General features: G+C 43.2%; 14 protein-coding genes. 4 read left to right on the plus strand and 10 right to left on the minus strand.

Annotated features, from left to right (window positions below):
• Positions 1 to 273: 273 nt before the first annotated feature.
• The gene (gene yajC / locus CXF61_RS04540) at positions 274 to 603 is read right to left on the minus strand and encodes a preprotein translocase subunit YajC (protein WP_057759529.1); all 330 of its coding nucleotides are present in this window, start codon (positions 601 to 603) and stop codon (positions 274 to 276) included.
• Between the two features lie 648 nt (positions 604 to 1251).
• The gene (locus CXF61_RS14310) at positions 1252 to 1449 is read right to left on the minus strand and encodes a hypothetical protein (protein WP_413775324.1); all 198 of its coding nucleotides are present in this window, start codon (positions 1447 to 1449) and stop codon (positions 1252 to 1254) included.
• Here CXF61_RS14310 and CXF61_RS04545 point away from each other — a divergent pair.
• The 3 genes from CXF61_RS04545 to CXF61_RS04555 all read left to right on the plus strand — a co-directional run bounded on the left by CXF61_RS04545 (position 1448) and on the right by CXF61_RS04555 (position 6574).
• A complete protein-coding gene (locus tag CXF61_RS04545; protein WP_323969959.1) occupies positions 1448 to 2458 on the plus strand; it encodes a CNNM domain-containing protein in 1011 nt (336 codons plus the stop codon). The genes CXF61_RS14310 and CXF61_RS04545 overlap by 2 nt on opposite strands.
• Before the next feature lie 385 nt (positions 2459 to 2843).
• A complete protein-coding gene (locus CXF61_RS04550; RefSeq protein WP_101205368.1) occupies positions 2844 to 3338 on the plus strand; it encodes a hypothetical protein in 495 nt (164 codons plus the stop codon).
• A 245-nt stretch (positions 3339 to 3583) separates the two neighbouring features.
• Positions 3584 to 6574, plus strand: a complete 2991-nt coding sequence (locus tag CXF61_RS04555; protein ID WP_165597321.1) for a LysM peptidoglycan-binding domain-containing protein — start codon at positions 3584 to 3586, stop codon at positions 6572 to 6574.
• Between the two features lie 176 nt (positions 6575 to 6750).
• On the opposite strand, the gene CXF61_RS04560 is transcribed toward CXF61_RS04555, so the two are convergent.
• Positions 6751 to 7959, minus strand: a complete 1209-nt coding sequence (locus CXF61_RS04560) for a transglycosylase SLT domain-containing protein (RefSeq protein WP_102077942.1) — start codon at positions 7957 to 7959, stop codon at positions 6751 to 6753.
• 1041 nt (positions 7960 to 9000) lie between these two features.
• Positions 9001 to 9834 carry a Nif3-like dinuclear metal center hexameric protein gene (locus CXF61_RS04565; RefSeq protein ID WP_165597322.1) on the minus strand — a complete coding sequence of 278 codons (834 nt, stop codon included), beginning with the start codon at positions 9832 to 9834 and terminating at the stop codon, positions 9001 to 9003.
• Positions 9835 to 10259: 425 nt separating this feature from the next.
• Here CXF61_RS04565 and CXF61_RS04570 point away from each other — a divergent pair, with 425 nt between their 5' ends.
• On the plus strand, positions 10260 to 11588 hold the full coding sequence (locus CXF61_RS04570) for a S1C family serine protease (protein WP_025653276.1): 1329 nt from the start codon (positions 10260 to 10262) through the stop codon (positions 11586 to 11588).
• Between the two features lie 118 nt (positions 11589 to 11706).
• Here CXF61_RS04570 and yfaE read toward each other — a convergent pair whose 3' ends face one another.
• From yfaE to nrdA, 6 genes are all read right to left on the minus strand, one after another.
• Positions 11707 to 11973 carry a class I ribonucleotide reductase maintenance protein YfaE gene (gene yfaE / locus CXF61_RS04575; protein ID WP_025653277.1) on the minus strand — a complete coding sequence of 89 codons (267 nt, stop codon included), beginning with the start codon at positions 11971 to 11973 and terminating at the stop codon, positions 11707 to 11709.
• A 37-nt stretch (positions 11974 to 12010) separates the two neighbouring features.
• Positions 12011 to 13144, minus strand: coding sequence for a class Ia ribonucleoside-diphosphate reductase subunit beta (nrdB, locus tag CXF61_RS04580; protein ID WP_165597323.1), 1134 nt, complete (start codon positions 13142 to 13144; stop codon positions 12011 to 12013).
• 97 nt (positions 13145 to 13241) lie between these two features.
• A complete protein-coding gene (locus CXF61_RS04585) occupies positions 13242 to 13613 on the minus strand; it encodes a hypothetical protein (protein ID WP_165597324.1) in 372 nt (123 codons plus the stop codon).
• A gap of 15 nt (positions 13614 to 13628) precedes the next feature.
• Positions 13629 to 13772, minus strand: a complete 144-nt coding sequence (locus tag CXF61_RS04590) for a hypothetical protein (RefSeq protein WP_165597325.1) — start codon at positions 13770 to 13772, stop codon at positions 13629 to 13631.
• A 163-nt stretch (positions 13773 to 13935) separates the two neighbouring features.
• Entirely contained in the window at positions 13936 to 15183 is a 1248-nt protein-coding gene (locus CXF61_RS04595; protein WP_165597326.1) for an AAA family ATPase, read from the minus strand.
• Between the two features lie 139 nt (positions 15184 to 15322).
• Positions 15323 to 17599 (minus strand): class 1a ribonucleoside-diphosphate reductase subunit alpha, encoded by a 2277-nt coding sequence (nrdA, locus tag CXF61_RS04600; RefSeq protein ID WP_165597327.1) that lies wholly within the window; start codon positions 17597 to 17599, stop codon positions 15323 to 15325.
• Positions 17600 to 18011: the final 412 nt, after the last annotated feature.

Raw genomic sequence — 18011 nt, forward strand, 5'->3', positions numbered from 1 at the left:
GCGATCATCCGCGATGATAGTAACGCATAAAACAGTAAAGCAAATAAGATGTCTGTTTATCTGGTCACCAAAAATCATATGGCTGACTTGGATAAAGATAGGACATCTAAACAGTAAGCCTAATTTATATAGCAATTTTACCTTACTGCGTTAATAGCGAAAAATGACCGTAAATCATATACGGTCATTTTTTAGTCATTACATTCATTAATGTGACGACTATCGAATGTTCACTAATAAATGTTCACTAATAAAAAATAGTGAACATTCTAATTAGACGCTTTCGATCGTGCCAGCAGGCAATACTGAAATAACAGAAGCACGTTGTACTTTCACGTCAGTATTGTTGTTTAGGCTCACAACGGCATAATCGCCTTCGATTGCTTTGATACGACCCATTAAACCACCAGCGAAAATAATTTCACTACCCACGGTTAATGCGTTAACCATGGCACGGTGCTCTTTGGTGCGCTTAGACTGCGGGCGAATGACCAAGAAGTAAAAAATCGCAAAAAACGCAACAGGCAGTAAAATCTGACCGAATAGACCTGCAGCACCTGCAGTCTCTGGTGCAGCATGGGCAGCTTGAATAAATAAGCTCATAATATCTCTCAGTAAGTCATAGACAATAATAAAATTAGACGCATAGTAACAAAAAATCCCAGACTTGGTAACTGTTAATCATAGGCTGAGTGTGTTTTTCTTAGCGCAAGGCATACTATCAGCCAACGAATAGGACAACAATGATTTTACTATATTCAGATAATCCATATAAAGCCTCAGGCTAAATAGCTGTCATGAATTGGCTAGTAAAGATGTCGTCATACAACCGTTAATAGTAGGGTAATAAAAGTCATCAAAAAACAAAAACTTAAAAATGGTGACTTATTGTGAAATGGTATCATCAATGCTACTATCAAATGGCCATGATTGCCTGTATTTAGTATGCTATATCTTGAACCATATTACGGATTTTTAAAGCGTAGTATGGCTTTGAAATAGCGATTAAATCAGCTAAATCAGCTTTGAGTAACTATTTATACAATAGACAGATTCATTCTATTGCTTTATTAATAGTAATCTGAAAATCGATATAAATTACTCATGACATTATCTTCCTTTTTCTCTTTTTAGGTTACCTAACTTGTTCACCACTTTTATGTTTGTACCTCGTTTATGTCGTCCGCGCGCTCATCGTAAAGACGCATCTGCAGAACCTCCCCCGAGAATGACTACTAGTTCTCGATTTGGTTATACTTCTTTTTCAGCACTATCTGCATTGGCAATTCTTATGCTACCGCAGGCAGTGTGGGCAGCTGGTGCTGTATCAACATCCAGCGAGGCGGCAGCACCAACTGCGCTTAGCGTTTCTTTATTGATATTTTTTGTCTTACTCGCCATTGGCGTTTCTTTTGTCTGTTCATTAGCAGAGTCTGTTTTGCTGAGCATGACGCCATCGTTTATTGCGGATGTACAAGAAACCAGTCCCAAAAAAGCAGAAATGCTTAAAAGCCTTAAAGTGGACAATATTGACCAGTCACTAGCCGCTATTTTAACGTTAAATACCGTTGCTCATACACTTGGCTCTATCGGTGCGGGTGCACAGGCCACGATCGTCTTTGGTAGTGCGTGGTTTGGTCTGTTTTCTGCCCTCATGACGCTTGCTATCTTATTCTTGTCTGAGATTATCCCAAAAACTTTGGGTACAGTTTACTGGCGTCAACTAAGTGGTCTGGTTGCTTACTTCGTTCGCGGCATCATCATGCTGCTATACCCGTTAATCTGGTTCTCAGAGCGTCTGACGAAACTATTAGTACGCGGTAAAGAGCCGCAAACATTTAGCCGCCGTGAGTTTGCTGCTCTTGCTAGTATCGGTGAAGAGTCAGGACAAATTGACCCACTAGAGTCGCGTATCATTCGTAACTTGCTCGCGTTTGGCGCTATTAAAGTCGAAGATATCATGACACCGCGCTCGGTGATGCTCGCATTCGAAGAGAATAAGACCGTCGCTGAGCTATTGGTTGATCGTCCAAAGCTGACGTTTTCTCGCTTGCCAATCTATGATGGTGATTTGGATAACATTACAGGTTTTGTCCTAAAAACCGACATGCTACTGGCTAAAGTTAACCATGCTATGCACAAGCCGTTGACGCAATTTCAGCGCGACATCACTTTTGTCTTCTCTAAGATGAAGCTGTTTGACTTGTTAGAGTTGATGCTAAAAAATCGTATTCATATTGCGATTACAGTCGGTGAATATGGTGAAGTTAAAGGCTTGGTCACGTTAGAAGATGTGTTTGAGACATTGTTAGGTCTTGAGATTGTTGATGAGATAGACCGCGTCGAAGACATGCAGGCCTTGGCTCGTCAGATGATGGATAGACGGGTAGAGCGTTTAGGCATGAAGCTCAGCGATGATGAACAGTATGAAGACAGTAACAGCGAACCTAAGTCCTAACGAAGCTTTAACGATGCCTTCATGAAGCCAAACTATAACGTTGATAGCTTAAACATAAGTATTGTCGGTTCTAAAGATTGTGGTTTAACAATGGTCAGCTCATTATGGGCTGACTATCAAGCTAGAGCTACAAAGCATCTGACCGTTTGAGCTAGAATCTGCAGCATAAAATGTTAAGAGTATTTGATTTGATAGCCTGTGTTTTTATTCGCAATAATTACACAGGGTGTCACATGGCTGTGAGAATTCGATGATAGGCTCGGCATATGATATGAGTATACTTATATAGATATATCTATACAGATACACTGCCAAAATAAATGATAAAAGAGCGTTAATCGTCAATATATGACACTAACGAAAAAAAATATCGCTAAGGATTATCATGAAAAAATTATTGGGAAATAGGCTATTAGCTCTATTGGTGAAAAGCGCCAGCATCACTGCAATCGTAGCAGTAGCCAGCACCATCAGTATCAATGCACAAGCGGCAACTATGACCGAAGATTTGGTCCAGAACTATGCCGCCGCAATGAAAGCATCAGCGAATAGCCAAAGTATTAATCAGGTATCGCGCCTTGTATCAGATGACGCGCTTATTTCTTTATCTAGAAAAGGTAAATCTACCAGTTTAGACAAAGATGCGTACTTAAAGCTGCTTCAAAACAGCTGGAATGATACGTCTAATTATCGCTATGATATTTCGGTAGATAATGTGGTAATTACTGGTTCACAAGCCAAAGCTAATGTGACGACCAATGAGAGCTGGGTAAAAAATGGTCAGCAAGTATCATTTGTTACCACATCTCGTGTGACCTTGACTTTATCTACTGGTAATGCAGTGCTCTTGCGCGCTGTATCACAAGTGGCTATTAATTAAGTCATTATCGAGCAAGCAAGACTCAAAATATAATAGGTAACATAAACAATAGCTGATTGAGCTAGCTGCAATTTCGACCTATAGAAAGTCTTAGCTGGCTAACAATAGTCATTACTTAGTTTTATAGGCTACTTGAGCGTCTATTATTATCTTTTATATTAGGCTAGTCTTTGCTTTACATTGCATACTATACTATCCATCAACTTTATCTTATTAATTTCTGTCGTTAGGAAACCTCCAATATCATGTCTACTGTGCTATCACACTCTCGCTCATTTATTGCGTTGCCATTGACGCTTGCGGTATCCACTTTACTGATTAGTGCGTGTAGCAATACATCAGCGGTAAAAAACAAAGGTGCGATCAATAGCTCATCTGTCATCACCAAAAGTCCTGCCAATCAAGGGACTAATACAGGTAGTACAGACTACTCAACTGCGTTTTTAGATGCAGAGAGTTTGGATGAGTTGGCTGACTTGTTAGAAGCCACTGACATGACCATGGTAGAAGGTAACCAGCTTGCTATTCAGCAATATGGTGATTTGTGGAATCGTCTACGCGCAGGCTACCGCATGAATGGTGGTAAGCCAATCTACAATCAGCGTATTGAAGGTCAAAAAAGCTGGTTTACCAGTAGACAGGATTATTTAAATCGTCTAACTGCACGTGCCAGTCGCTATATCTATCATACGGTACGAGAGGCGGAGCGTCGCAATATCCCAACAGAGCTTGCCTTGTTACCAGTTATCGAGAGTTCCTACGATCCAAGTGGTACGAGTAGTGCGGCAGCCGCGGGCTTATGGCAGTTTATTCCAAGTACGGGCCGTATTTATGGCTTGAACCAAAGCAGTACTTATGATGGTCGTCGCGATGTTATTGAATCGACACGTGCTGCCTATGACTTTTTGACAGCACTGCACAACCAGTTTGGTAGTTGGGAGCTAGCATTGGCTGCTTATAACGCTGGCCCTGGTCGTGTACAGAAAGCAATCGATGCCAACGCAGCGCGCGGACTACCAACAGACTATTGGTCACTTCAATTACCGACTGAAACGATGAACTATGTGCCACGTTTCTTAGCTGTAGCCGAAATCGTTGCCAAGCCTGAGCAGTATGGTGTGTATCTACCAGCTATCGCTAACCGTCAGCATTTCCGCAGTGTACCTGTTAACTATGGTGTGAGCTTGGCAGAAGTATCGCAGTTAACTGGAGTCAGCTATGATGAGCTAGAGCGTCTAAATACTGCACTGACATCAGGCCGTGTTGATTCTTCAGGTCCGCAGCGTGTCATCATTCCTAACGACGTCAGCCTCAATGCCGATGCCAAATTAAGTGGGCTCAGAGGTAATGGTACAGGCAATGTGCTTGCATCAAGCAACGCAGGTAGCTCAAGCACGACAGCGACTACGCCAAGCTACAATAACAAACCATATACTGCCTCATCACTGCCGTCTACTGGTAGCGCATTGGCTGATTATGCCGCTAGTGCAAGTGTACCTCAGCAGACCACCAGCTACATTTCACCGTCTGCGACACCGACTAGCAGCTCGGTATACAGTGGTAATTCCTCAGCTCGCACTGAGCCACCACTGACCACCGCAGAGACTAACAAGATCAATGCTGAGCTTAAGAGCAGTAACAGTCTACCGACTACCTCAGCTCAAATTACTCAGAACAATACGATTGTCCAAGAGCCACCGCTTAGCAAAGAAGAGCGTGATTTCATCGCCAATCAAATCCGGAGAAATACCTCTGAGACCAATGTCATCAATGCGGATGGCAACATTAATCTATCAGCCGTACAGACGCAGCAATCTATCTTAGAAGCGAGCGGCGCAGAGAAGAAACTTAGCTTTGCTAAAACCTCGGTAAGTAAGCCAAAACCTCAAGGCACTCGTACCACTTATACGGTAAAACGTGGCGATACGCTCTCGAACATTGCGAGTCGAGCAGGGGTTAGCTGGCGTGATATCGCAGAATGGAACCAGATAGATGCCAGTGCCAATTTGCTCTCTGGCAGTACGTTATATCTATATAATGCCAAGACTATCGAGCCATTGAGTACTGCTAATAACGCCGCCACTAGTCAGCCTGACAGTTACGTCGTACAAGGCGGTGATACGCTTATCGGTACGGCCAATCGTTTTGGCTTATCGGTCACTCAGCTAGCCAGCTATAACAACCTGAGCAGCCGTGCTGATCTGCTCAAAGGTCAGAAACTATGGCTCATACCGGGTAAAGTGACTACACCTGCGACGACACCTGCAGCGCCTTCTACCAAGCCGAGTAAATCAAGCACTGCGACCAAAAACTATAAAGTAAAAGCAGGGGACGGATTAATTGCATTGGCACGTCAATTCAATGTGTCGACAGATACTTTAGCCAGTCTCAACGGTATCAACAGCACAAGTTCGCTATATGTTGGTCAGACACTTAAAGTGCCAGCCAGTGTTGATTTCGATGCTACAAGTACGACAAGTGCTAGTAGTAGTAACAGCTCAAGCTCGGTCGCGACCACCAATTACAAAGTAAAATCAGGTGATACGCTGATTGGTATTGCGAACAGCATCGGAGTGAGTGCAACGGAGCTGGCTGCAGTAAACAGCAATTTTGATGCAAAGGCTCGCTTGCAACGTGGTCAAACGATTAAAGTTCCTGCTACTAAAGAGTTGGTTGACCGTCAGCTGAATGACAAAGCGGTCAGCTACAAAGTAAAATCAGGTGATACGCTAACGGGTGTCGCTAAACGTTACAATATTGGCTTAAGTGATTTGGCATCAGCGAATAACTTGAATACCAACTCGAATCTGATATTGGGCCGTACTATTACCATCCCTGCTAGCGGCAGTGTGGCAAGTGCATCTAGTAGCAGCCAAAGCAGCAGCTCTGCTAGTAGCAGCAGTAGTAGCTCAGCAAGTAGTGGTACGAAATTAGATAATACTGAAAGCTACAAAGTTAAATCTGGCGATGGCCTAATTGCTCTAGCACGTCAGTTTGGCATATCGGTAGAGGATTTGGCAGCGACCAATGATCTAGCGACCAATGCACAACTACAACGCGGCCAAACGCTTAAAGTACCAAAAGCGACAGTAAGCTACACGGTTGGCTCGGGTGATAGCTTGATTGGTTTAGCACGCAAATATGGTGTCTCAACACAAGAGCTGGCTGATATGAACAATATCGCCGCTGATACGATGTTGCAGCGTGGTCAGCGTCTGACAGTTCCAAATCGTTAATGAATAAGATATTAATGGATACCGTTTACATAAGGCGTCATTAATATTAATCATTAATCGTATCGCACAAAAAAGCTGCTCTTTATAAGAGCAGCTTTAAGAGCAGCTTTTTTTATTTAACAAGAATAAATAACTGTGAAAGTTTAGCTTGCAAATTGCCTAGTAATATTTACAGACTAGACAGTCTGAGTTTTAATAGTCTCAAGATAGCTTCTGATGTTACTGACATAGTGCATGGCTTGACCATAGCGGCTATTCGAGGCTCTATTATCTGCTAAATAAGCATAGACGTTCGCCCAGCTCTTATCATCGATACCTTGAGCTCGTAGTTCGCGCTGGATTCTTTTTACCGCATTGGGACCCATGTTATAACCTGCAAGGGCAAACCAGATACGGTCAGTTTTTGGCACATCAGAGAAGTCTGCTTTTACTTGCTCTAGATAGCGTGCACCGCCGCCAATGCTTTGGTACGGATCGACACGGTCTGAGACGCCCATCGCTTTTGCAGTGTTATTGGTCAGCATCATTAATCCGCGTACACCAGTCGGCGACACAGCGTTGGCATCAAGATGCGACTCTTGGTAACCCATCGCGACCAGCAATTCCCAATCGTGATTATAATTGCGTGCTTGCTCTTCAAACGAAGATTGATAGTCCGGTAACTTTTCCGTCAACGTTCTCTGGAAATGATCCTGACTATAGGCATCTTTAAGCAAGTTTTGATTGTAGAACGCAGCAAGTTTTTGTGTGTTTTGTAGCTTGATGCTGTCGCACAAAAAGTAACTGGCCTTTCTTGATAGTGGATCATTGGATGAGCTAAACGTCCAACTTACCTTAGGATGTAGACCATTCTTAGTCAGACTAGAGTCATAACCACAGCTGACATTGATAGACGATAGGTTCAGCTGGCTTTTTAGCTTGGTGCTAGCCGTAGTCAATGCCATGTCAGCGTTGCCGGTTCTTAGTGCTTTTAGTGCCGCTTCTTCACTGGCGTAGGCTTTTAGATTGATATCGACACCGAGCTCGTCGGCATAAGTGCGCACCAGATCAAACCCAAAACCATGTTGGAAGCCATCGGTAGCAAAGTAAGTGCTATCGCCTGGTACCGCAGCAATGGTCAAGGTATTTTCCAGCATGACATTGTCATAGGCTGGTACCGATGTGTTCATGGTCGTCAAACTCTCAGCGGGCAACGAGAGTAGAGCGATGCTAGAGATTTGTGCCAGCTTCTTGGTTCTGGCAAAACGATTAGACGCAATAGGGGTAACGGATGAAACGATGTTACTTTTGGTGTTCAGTAGGCGTTTAGATGGACGCAGTAAATAAGAAATACGGCGTTTGGCCCCTTGCGCAGATACTTTTACACGATAAGTAATACGCTGCATGGATGTCTCCTGATTTTAGCCATCCTTCTTACCGCAAAAACACGTATAAATATATGTGCATAATATTGACATATATCGATATCGTATCTTAAATAGAGTGGCATTTTTAATAGGATGAATGCCACTCTATCTTGTTTGACTATAGCGCCACTAGCGTACTCTCTCTAAGAGTTAGTGGGATAGTTTGTCGTCAGCCAGCTATCGATATGTCATAAAAGCGTTCTAAACAGTGTTTATAAGTACTGGTTTAAAATACTGAACGCACAACGACGCGAAGGATATAAATCAGATGATTCCTTCATCGATAACTAAATATGGCTAGTGGCCAAACAACTATATATCAAACATAGGTAAGGTCATGATTAAGTTATTGAGACAAAGACATAGCTTGAAACATTGATGTAAGGTTTTGCCAATGAGGCAAATACATTCATCTGTTTTAACTATGCTAACTTTGATGGCTGGCTATACTTTGAATCACTAATATTAAGTTACTAGTAATAGGATAGCTGGCTACTAAAGTTGTTTGTCCAGCAATGAAGGTAAGCAAAATAACCAGAATGGATAGTTTATAGCTGTCTATCAAACTGACTATGTCATACCGTCATCGCGACACCAAAAATAAAAAAATACCATGCTGCTAACATATATAGTGCAAACATAGTATTTCAATGGGTAGCGGCTTAAAAACTTATCGCTGATATAGCATGATAAAGTCTTAAACAACTACCAGCATTATTTTAGTGCCATAACCGGAAGCTGTAATAAATGGGAAGTTTCATGACAAAACGTTCTTTCTTCAAGTACCAATATGCGGTTATATCGTAGATTATTCAAGTTAAGTTAAGAAAAGAGCGATAAAACTTAACAATTAGGCTATAGACGGTAAGAAATCCACTCGTTATCGCTACATTCGCTAAAGTTTTATTAACATACGTAACAGACTGAATATCGTTTATTCGAATGAGTGCACTGTTTTGCTCATCTTTATAATGACTAATCGTAATGACTAAGACTAAGTGTAATGACTGATTGTAAAAGCTAGGCTGGATTATCAATATCAATAAATGTTACTGGTAGTCCAAATTGCTGAGCAATGATATCGCCTAATGCTTGAATGCCACCACGTTCAGTTGCGTGATGACCACAAGCAAAATAATCAATGCCCAGCTCACGCGCGATATGCGTGGTACGCTCGGATATTTCACCAGAAATAAAAGCATCACAACCCATCAAGGCCGCTTGCTCAATCATGTCTTGCGCGCCGCCTGTGCAAATGCCCACACGCTCGATAAGCCTATCGTTCGGTCGCTCATCATCAGTATTGGTAGCGGTTTTATAGTTGGCCGAAATATGTAAGGGTATACGCCCTAATGCCTTGGTAATTTGAGCAATAAGACTTTGAGCATTCTGTGGCTCACAAATCGCAATATTACCAACAGGGTGCGCCTCATGAGGATAAAGGGGCCCAATAACTGTCATATCGAGCAAGTCGGCAAGTTTTGCGTTGTTGCCAATAACTGGATGGGCATCTAGGGGTAAGTGATAGCCAAGCATCGATATGCCGTGCTGCATTAATTTACGGATACGTCGACCTTTCATACCCGTAATGGGCGCGGGTTCCCCTTTCCAAAAATAACCATGATGCACCATAATAGCGCTGGCGTTATCAGCAATAGCGGCATCAATTAAAGCTTCACAGGCGGTCACACCCGTAACGATACGCTGAATCGGACGTCCGCCATCTACTTGTAGACCGTTTGGCGCATAGTCTTGAAAGGCGCTAGCAGACAGATACTCGTCGCAAAAAGTGGCTAAGCTTTGCGCGGTAACAATTGTATTGGTTGGGACAGTTAAGCTATCATTGGCTGTCATCGTTTTTCCTTGTCGTGGCGTTGTATTGTTATGGCGTTTCATCTTTATCATGTTTCATTTTATAGCGTCAATTTATCAATTTGATTGATTGATTTCGTTGGTCAATGTGGTGCTTGATTAATCATGACTAAAAGCAGATGCCTTTAAGCAGATGCCTTTTTATAGTCATCATTTTAACATGGTGGTGTCAAAGAGTAGACAAGGCTAATAACTCAAATGGTACACGATACGTTACCAATTAAAGGCATGGGCGGGTATAATTTGCATACGTGAGTTTGCCTGATTATTAGGTTTTAATCAGTGCTTGTAATCCATACTTGTAATCCGTTAAGCACAGCCAGCCACTCAATAGTATCTACTTAGCACAAAGTGTCTCATCTTATTGGTCATTGCCTGTTTGTATCAAATTTATAGAGGTTTTATCTATGTCGCCAGCCCCGAACACCAACAACAAGACGTCTCTATTAAAATGGTTACCGTGGATTTTATTACTGTTAGTGCTTGCAGCGTTTATCTGGTTATTCACCAGTATGAAAACGCCGTCAGAAGCCACTTGGGAGCCACCAAGAACCTCGGCTGCTGAGCAGGCAGCGTCGGAACCTGTAGCCGATACGCCAACGCCTATTTCCTCTTATCATAATGCCGTTAGCCGTGCGTCGCAGTCAGTGGTCAACATCTATACGACACAGACAATGGCGGAGCATCCTTATATGGATGATCCTGTGTTGCGCCGCTTCTTTGAGTTCCATGGTGGACCGCCACAAGATCAAGGCCCAACCAACTTGGGCTCGGGTGTGATTGTGTCAGAAGACGGCTTTATCGTCACCAATGCGCACGTAATCGAAAAGGCAGATGAGATTACCGTTGCCTTTAATGATGGTCGTAAGAGTCGCGCTAAGCTTATCGGTACCGACCCAGACAGTGATTTGGCAGTGATTCGGGTCGACATGACTGGATTGACACCGTTAGGCTTCCGTGAAGAACCTATCAAAGTGGGAGACATTGCATTAGCGATTGGTAATCCGTTCGGTGTCGGTCAAACAGTGACGCAAGGGATTATTTCAGCAACGGGTCGTACTGGACTTGGGGTCAATAAGTTTGAAGACTTTATCCAAACCGATGCCGCTATCAATCCCGGTAACTCGGGCGGCGCACTGGTTGATGCGCGCGGTGAATTGGTTGGTATTAATACGGCTATTTACTCACGCTCTGGTGGCTCGATGGGCATTGGTTTTGCTATCCCGACCGCCCTAGTTGAGCAAGTGATGAATGCTCTGATCAAAGATGGTAAGGTCAGTCGCGGCTGGCTAGGTATTGAGATACAGTCGCAGCTTCGGGATCCGACGCAGCTTGAAACCTCGACGGGTGTAGAAGTGCTAAATGTTATCGATAAAGGTCCAGCTGCCAAGAGTGGTCTGCGCGTTGGCGATATTATCCTGACGATTGATGGCGTTGAGATGACCGATGCCAACACGCTGATTCAGTATGTCGCTCGCAAACCACCCAATACTGAGCTAAACGCCCAGATATTACGCCGTGGTAAAAATGCGCAAGTGAAGATACTGTTAGAGGAGCGTCCTGTGCAAGAGCCAGTCGAGCGCCCTGTTATTATCGAAGATGAGACCATGAATGGTCTTGGTCAACCCAACATGCAAGACGGTGGACAAGAGACGCCCATGATGTCAGAAGCCGAGCGTGACCGTATGCGTGAAGAGCTGCTAAAACTGTTTGACCAAGATGGCGTGGCTCAGTAGTTTCTTGGGTCAGAATAATTGGCGCAAGGGCTCAAAAAGATTATTAGCATAAAAAAAGCGCGTTATCTTATGTAGATAGCGCGCTTTTTATTGATCTTAACGTTTTATAAATGAGAGGTTATTTCTCGATTGGTTCGTGGTTGATATAAATCACCCCTTGCACACGGCAGCAGCAGGGTAGGATCTCATCGTCCTCAATCATCGCAAGCGGAGCAAACGGGTAATCGACCGTATGCGAGCTGGCAATGCGCTTGACTCGGCAGCTACCACAGTAGCCTTCCTTGCACTGATAATTGACCTCATGTCCGGTGCGCAACAGTCCATCGAGTAGACTCTCATTATCATGCAAATAGAATTGTTTTTTACTGGTCATTACCCAAGTCATGATAAATCCTATGTAAAAAGCGTAAAGCTACTAAAGCCTAAAGCTCAAAATCATCAAAATCACTGTCTGATAAGTCCGAATCAATCTGACCGACCAAGTACGAGCTGATTTCGGTTTCTTGCGGTGCGACCTGTACATTGTCAGACGACAACCACGTATTGATCCAAGGAATCGGATTTGATTTTGATTTCGGGAAAGCTGATGGCAAGCCCACCGCTTCCATACGCAAGTTGGTGATGTATTCGATATATTGGCACAGAATGTCTTTATTCAGACCAATCATCGAGCCGTCTTTGAACAGATAACCTGCCCATTCTTTTTCTTGCTCAGCCGCCTTGCGGAATATCTCGATGCTTTCCTCATAGCACTCTGCGGCAATTTCGACCATCTCGGGATCGTCACGACCGTTGCGCATGAGGTTTAGCATATGCTGCGTACCAGTCAAATGCAGCGCTTCATCACGAGCGATGAGTTTAATGATTTTGGCATTACCTTCCATCAGCTTACGCTCAGCAAAGGCAAACGAGCAGGCAAACGACACATAAAAGCGAATGGCTTCTAAGACGTTGACCGCCATAATGCACAGATACATTTGCTTCTTAAGTGACTTTAAGTCGACGGTGATTTCTTTACCGTTGATATTGTGCGTACCAGCACCGTACAGGCTATACAGCTGCGAATTGCGATACAGCTCGTCATAATATTGAGCGATGTCTGAAGCACGCTCTAAAATGTGCTCGTTTTGCATAATATCGTCAAACACAATACCGGGATCGTTGACGATATTACGGATGATATGCGTATAGCTGCGTGAGTGAATGGTCTCAGAGAACGACCATGTCTCAATCCACGTTTCAAGCTCAGGGATAGACACCAGCGGCAGTAGCACCACGTTTGGACTACGACCTTGGATAGAGTCGAGTAGGGTCTGGTACTTGAGGTTGCTCAAAAATATGTGCTGCTCATGCGAGGACAGATTGCTAAAGTCGATACGATCGCGTGATACATCGACTTCTTCTGGACGCCAAAAGAACGATAGCTGCTTTTCAATCAATTGCTCAAAGATAGGGTGCTTTTGTTGGTCATAGCGCGCCACGTTGACGGGCTGACCAAAGAACATCGGCTCTTTTAGCGCATTGTTTGGCGTTTGAGAAAAAATCGAGTAAGTCATGAGACTGCCTTTATAAGTGATACGGTTATTAATTTATAGGGGTTTGACTGGTTTTGATTTGAGGTTATGACACGTTTTTGAATTATAGCGTTTTAGCTTAGAGGTTCTCTAGTGATATCTGTGACGACTCTTGCCCATCGTTCATATAGGCTTTGAATATCTCGCTCAGTTCACTATCATCGAGTGCTTCTAGTTCATCAAGCGCGCTTTTGCGTAGGGTACTCACATCAGACTCTTCTGCTGCTATTTTTAAGTCTTTTTTAGCCGCTCTCGATACTGGCTTTTTGACTGCTTTTGCTACGCTTTTTTTGGCGATAGTTGTCTTTGGTGCTTCATTCACACCTAACTGCTGACGCACCTCTGCAATATCAACCTCGACTTGTACGATATGCGAGCCACCATCGTTTAGGTCTGAAAATACGTTTGGGATAAACAAACCACCGTCTTTGATGATTGCGGTATATTGCACATGACCTCCGTCGTTTTATTCTGTCTGTATGTTTTGATTATAACAGTAGCCAATCCCGCCTACCGCTTGTATCTGCCTTGCCGCTGGCGTACAGTCTATCGTGTCTGACCGCATTCCTGTTGTCTCGATACTACGTCCAGTCACGGACTGCATCGCCATCGTCGTCAGCAGGATACCGCTATAGTCGCGGCTAAAAAGCCTTGTTAGGGCGGGGCTTATACTTCTATAAAGACTCTACTATTTATACATGTTCTGTAGGGTGCGCCTCGCGCACCTTTAAATACAGTTTTTATATCATCGATGCGCTGGGCTCACCCTACAACTAAGCAGGTATAATTCTAGAGTTATTAAAAGAAATTTTAATAAAGCTAGGCATTCTTGGATCTTGAAAAGAAAAGCAACCTCTACCAGTTTTTATAAGGATAGAATTACTAACATCTTCATTGGTCAACTTCGATAATCTTTTACTAAGTTTTGCAGATGTGATATCAATATTAAATAGCTTTTTAAATTTCGAAGTTACTTCACTACTTCTAAAGTCTCTTTTTTGACAGTTAGCTGCTGCTAATAGAAGCAATTTGTAATCTTGAGGCTTATTTATAGTTCTTAATATAGCATCTACTGATTCAGTTAATGTGCCTTCTGAGTCTGTTGCTGCATAATCAAGTGCTCTGTCTAGAATTTCGCTTTCTATATGCGTTTTATTGGTCTCAATAGCTATTTCAGCACATTTCAAACATATTAAATGTGCAAAGTGAGGAAAGCCTGAACTTATATTAACAATCTTGTCTACAACATCATCAATTGGGCGTTTTTCAATTTGTCTCATGCCATTTAGAATGATTTTTCTAATGTCTTCATCGTCCATTCTTTCAAGACGAATTTCCTTCAAACATCTTTGAACTGATTGATGACCTGCTGTTAAGTCACTAGCAGTTTTTGCAATTCCTACTAGTATAATCTTGAACGATGAGTCTAAGTCGCTAAGTGCTTTAATAAGCTCTGCCAATTTATGCTTATCTTCTACATTGACAAGAGTATCCACTTCATCCAAAAGGAAAATACAGTCTAGGCCTTTTAATTGGTTTGCAATCCAAAACGGTGAGTTCAAATTCGCAGGATTTTTAAAGACTGTACTTGATTGCCTTTCACTCTGTAATCCAGCCTTAGCTGCTACTACATTTAATGATGCGTCACCTGTTTGCTTCAAGGATTTGGTTATACTTTGAATAGAGGTATCACAACCTATATGTTGCAAAGGTTCAAGAAACAAAGAGCTAAACACATCTTCACTGTCACAACTTTTAGTAAAAAATAGACCTTTATTAATCTTATTAAGAATGAAGGAACATGTTGTTTTCGCTAAAGAGGTTTTTCCTACTCCTCTATCACCATAAAGCAATATGTGTTGACCTGGACTATCAATTAGACTAATCATTCTCTTTACATCTTTTTCTCTACCGAAAAAATGATCAAATCTGTTAATAGGGGTATGAGGAGTAAAAACGTTTCTGACTCCACTTTTTTTAATTTTTAATACACTGTCTAATCCAAATAAATCAGATGACATAGTTAGCGCCTATATTAAAATTCCATTTTTTGGCTCAACTTTCAATGCTATAGCCGCTCTATAATTCGCTTTAGTCTTGTATAGTTCGTTACAAAACGGCGGACTTAACTCAAAAGCCAAACCCGCCATTCATCAAAACTTAGATTTTACAAGCCCCGCCAGCACAATCATCTTCCATATCCGCTTGGGCATCGTTCGCACCATCACGAGTATTATGGTAGTACAACGTCTTCACGCCCATTTTATAAGCGTTTAGCAAGTCTTTTAGCAATATTTTCATCGGTACACGGCCACCTGCATAACGAACTGGGTCGTAGTTGGTATTGGCAGAGATACTTTGATCGACGAATTTTTGCATGATAGCGACCAATTTTAGGTAACCGTCATTGTTTGGCATTTGCCATAGTAGTTCGTACTGATCTTTTAGCTTATCAATCTCAGGCACGACTTGCTTTAGGATGCCATCTTTTGACGCTTTGATAGAGACCAGACCACGTGGTGGCTCGATACCGTTGGTCGCGTTGGCGATCTGACTAGAGGTCTCAGACGGCATCAAGGCGGTTAGGGTAGAGTTGCGTAGACCGTGCTCAGTGATCTCGCCACGTAGCGTTTCCCAATCGAGATGTAGCGGCTCTTGACAGATTTTGTCCAAGTCGGCTTTGTACGTATCAATCGGCAAGATGCCTTGCGAGTATGTAGTCTCATTGAACGCAGGGCACGCGCCTTGCTCTTTTGCCAATTTGTTTGACGCTTTTAAGAGATAGAACTGCAACGCTTCAAACGTCTGATGGGTCAGACCAAGCGCGCTGTCGTCAGAGTAGCGTGCGCCATTCTTAGCTAAGTAGTAAGCATAGTTAATCACGCCCACACCTAGCGTACGGCGACGCATGCTGCCGTTTTGAGCGGCTTTTACTGGATAGTCTTGATAGTCGAGCAGGGCATCAAGCGCACGGACGATTAGCTCAGCTGGCTCTTCGATGTCGCTGACGTTTTCGACTTTACCCAAGTTGACCGCTGATAGCGTACAAAGTGCGATTTCGCCTTCTTCGTCATTGATGTTATCAAGTGGCTTAGTCGGTAGCGCGATTTCCATACATAGGTTTGACTGGCGAATCGGGGCAACCGTCGCGTCAAATGGGCTATGCGTGTTGCAATGATCGACGTTTTGGATATAGATACGACCCGTGCTGGCGCGCTCTTGCATCATCAGGCTGAACAAATCTACTGCTGGGATTTGACGGCTACGTACGTTAGGATCATTTTCGTATTTGGTATACAACTCTTCGAACTTGTCTTGATCTTCAAAGAACGCATCATACAAGCCTGGCGTGTCACCTGGTGAGAATAGCGAGATGTCTTGGCCTTTGATTAGGCGTGTATACATCGTTTTGTTTAACTGTACGCCGTAGTCCATATGACGGACACGGTTGTCTTCGACGCCGCGGTTGTTTTTCAGTACCAGTAATGACTCAACTTCTAAATGCCATAGCGGATAAAATAGAGTCGCAGCACCGCCACGTACGCCGCCTTGTGAGCAGCATTTCACCGCAGTCTGGAACAGTTTGTAGAACGGGATACAACCAGTATGCTGTGCTTCGCCACCACGGATAGGGCTACCAAGGGCGCGGATACGACCTGCATTGATGCCGATACCAGCACGCTGTGATACATAGCGTACAATGGCGCTAGTGGTGGCGTTGATTGAGTCTAGGCTATCACCACATTCGATCAATACGCACGAGCTAAACTGGCGCGATGGCGTACGTACGCCTGACATGATAGGGGTTGGTAGTGAGATTTTGAATTCTGAAGTCGCATCATAGAAGCGTTTGACGAAATCAAGACGATCTGACTTGTCGTATTGGCTAAACAGACACATACCGACCAGCATGTATAAGAACTGCGGGCTCTCATAGACAGTCTTACTCACGCGGTCTTGCACGAGATATTTGCCTGCCATTTGCTCAACAGCGGCATAAGCAAGGTTCATATCGCGCCAGTGATCCAGATATTCTTCTAGCTCATCAAATTCAGCACGGCTATAGTCAGCTAAGATATGCTGATCGTATTTGCCAGCATCAGTCAGGGTTTTGACATGGTCATATAGGTGCGGCGGGGTAAATTTGTTATAAGCAATCTTACGTAAATGGAAGATGGCCAAACGCGCAGCCAGATACTGATAGTCAGGCGTGGTTTCAGAAATTAGGTCGGCGGCAGATTTGATGATGGTTTCGTGAATGTCACGAGTCTTGATACCTTCATAAAACTGAATGTGCGACTTTAGCTCAACTTGAGACACAGACACGTTGTCCAAGCCATCCGCAGCCCATGCGATTACCTTGTGAATTTTGTCTAAATCAATAGGCTCTAAACGTCCATCACGTTTGGTTACTTGGATTTTGTCAATATGTGTCATGCTGGCCTCTATTTTGATTGCTTATTGTGATGCTGCGCGCTGAATCAGTGGCAGACATTCTTTATAACGCTATTATGTGGGGTTGTGCTAGCTGGTTTTTTTGGACAAAAAGCTACCACTACTCATAGTGACGGTTAAAATCACTGAGTACTACATATAGCGTGTTTGTTAATTGGTAGGCACAATATAGCGGGAAAATTTTGAAAATACTATATTGATTTTAGAATAAAACTATGTTGCTACAAGGTTGTAGGCAGTCCAAATTTTGGCAAAGGACGATGGGATAAGGGTTAGACGCAAATGCGGTCAATAATAAAATTTTTGTAAAAATATCGTGAGATTTACTTTTCATTCTCTCGGTTATTGTCGACTGATAATAGGAGTCATGGCGGCAATAATGCGGGCGCAGATT

Origin of the sequence: Psychrobacter sp. 4Dc (assembly GCF_002836715.1) — a bacterium.
Classification (GTDB): Bacteria; Pseudomonadota; Gammaproteobacteria; order Pseudomonadales; family Moraxellaceae; genus Psychrobacter.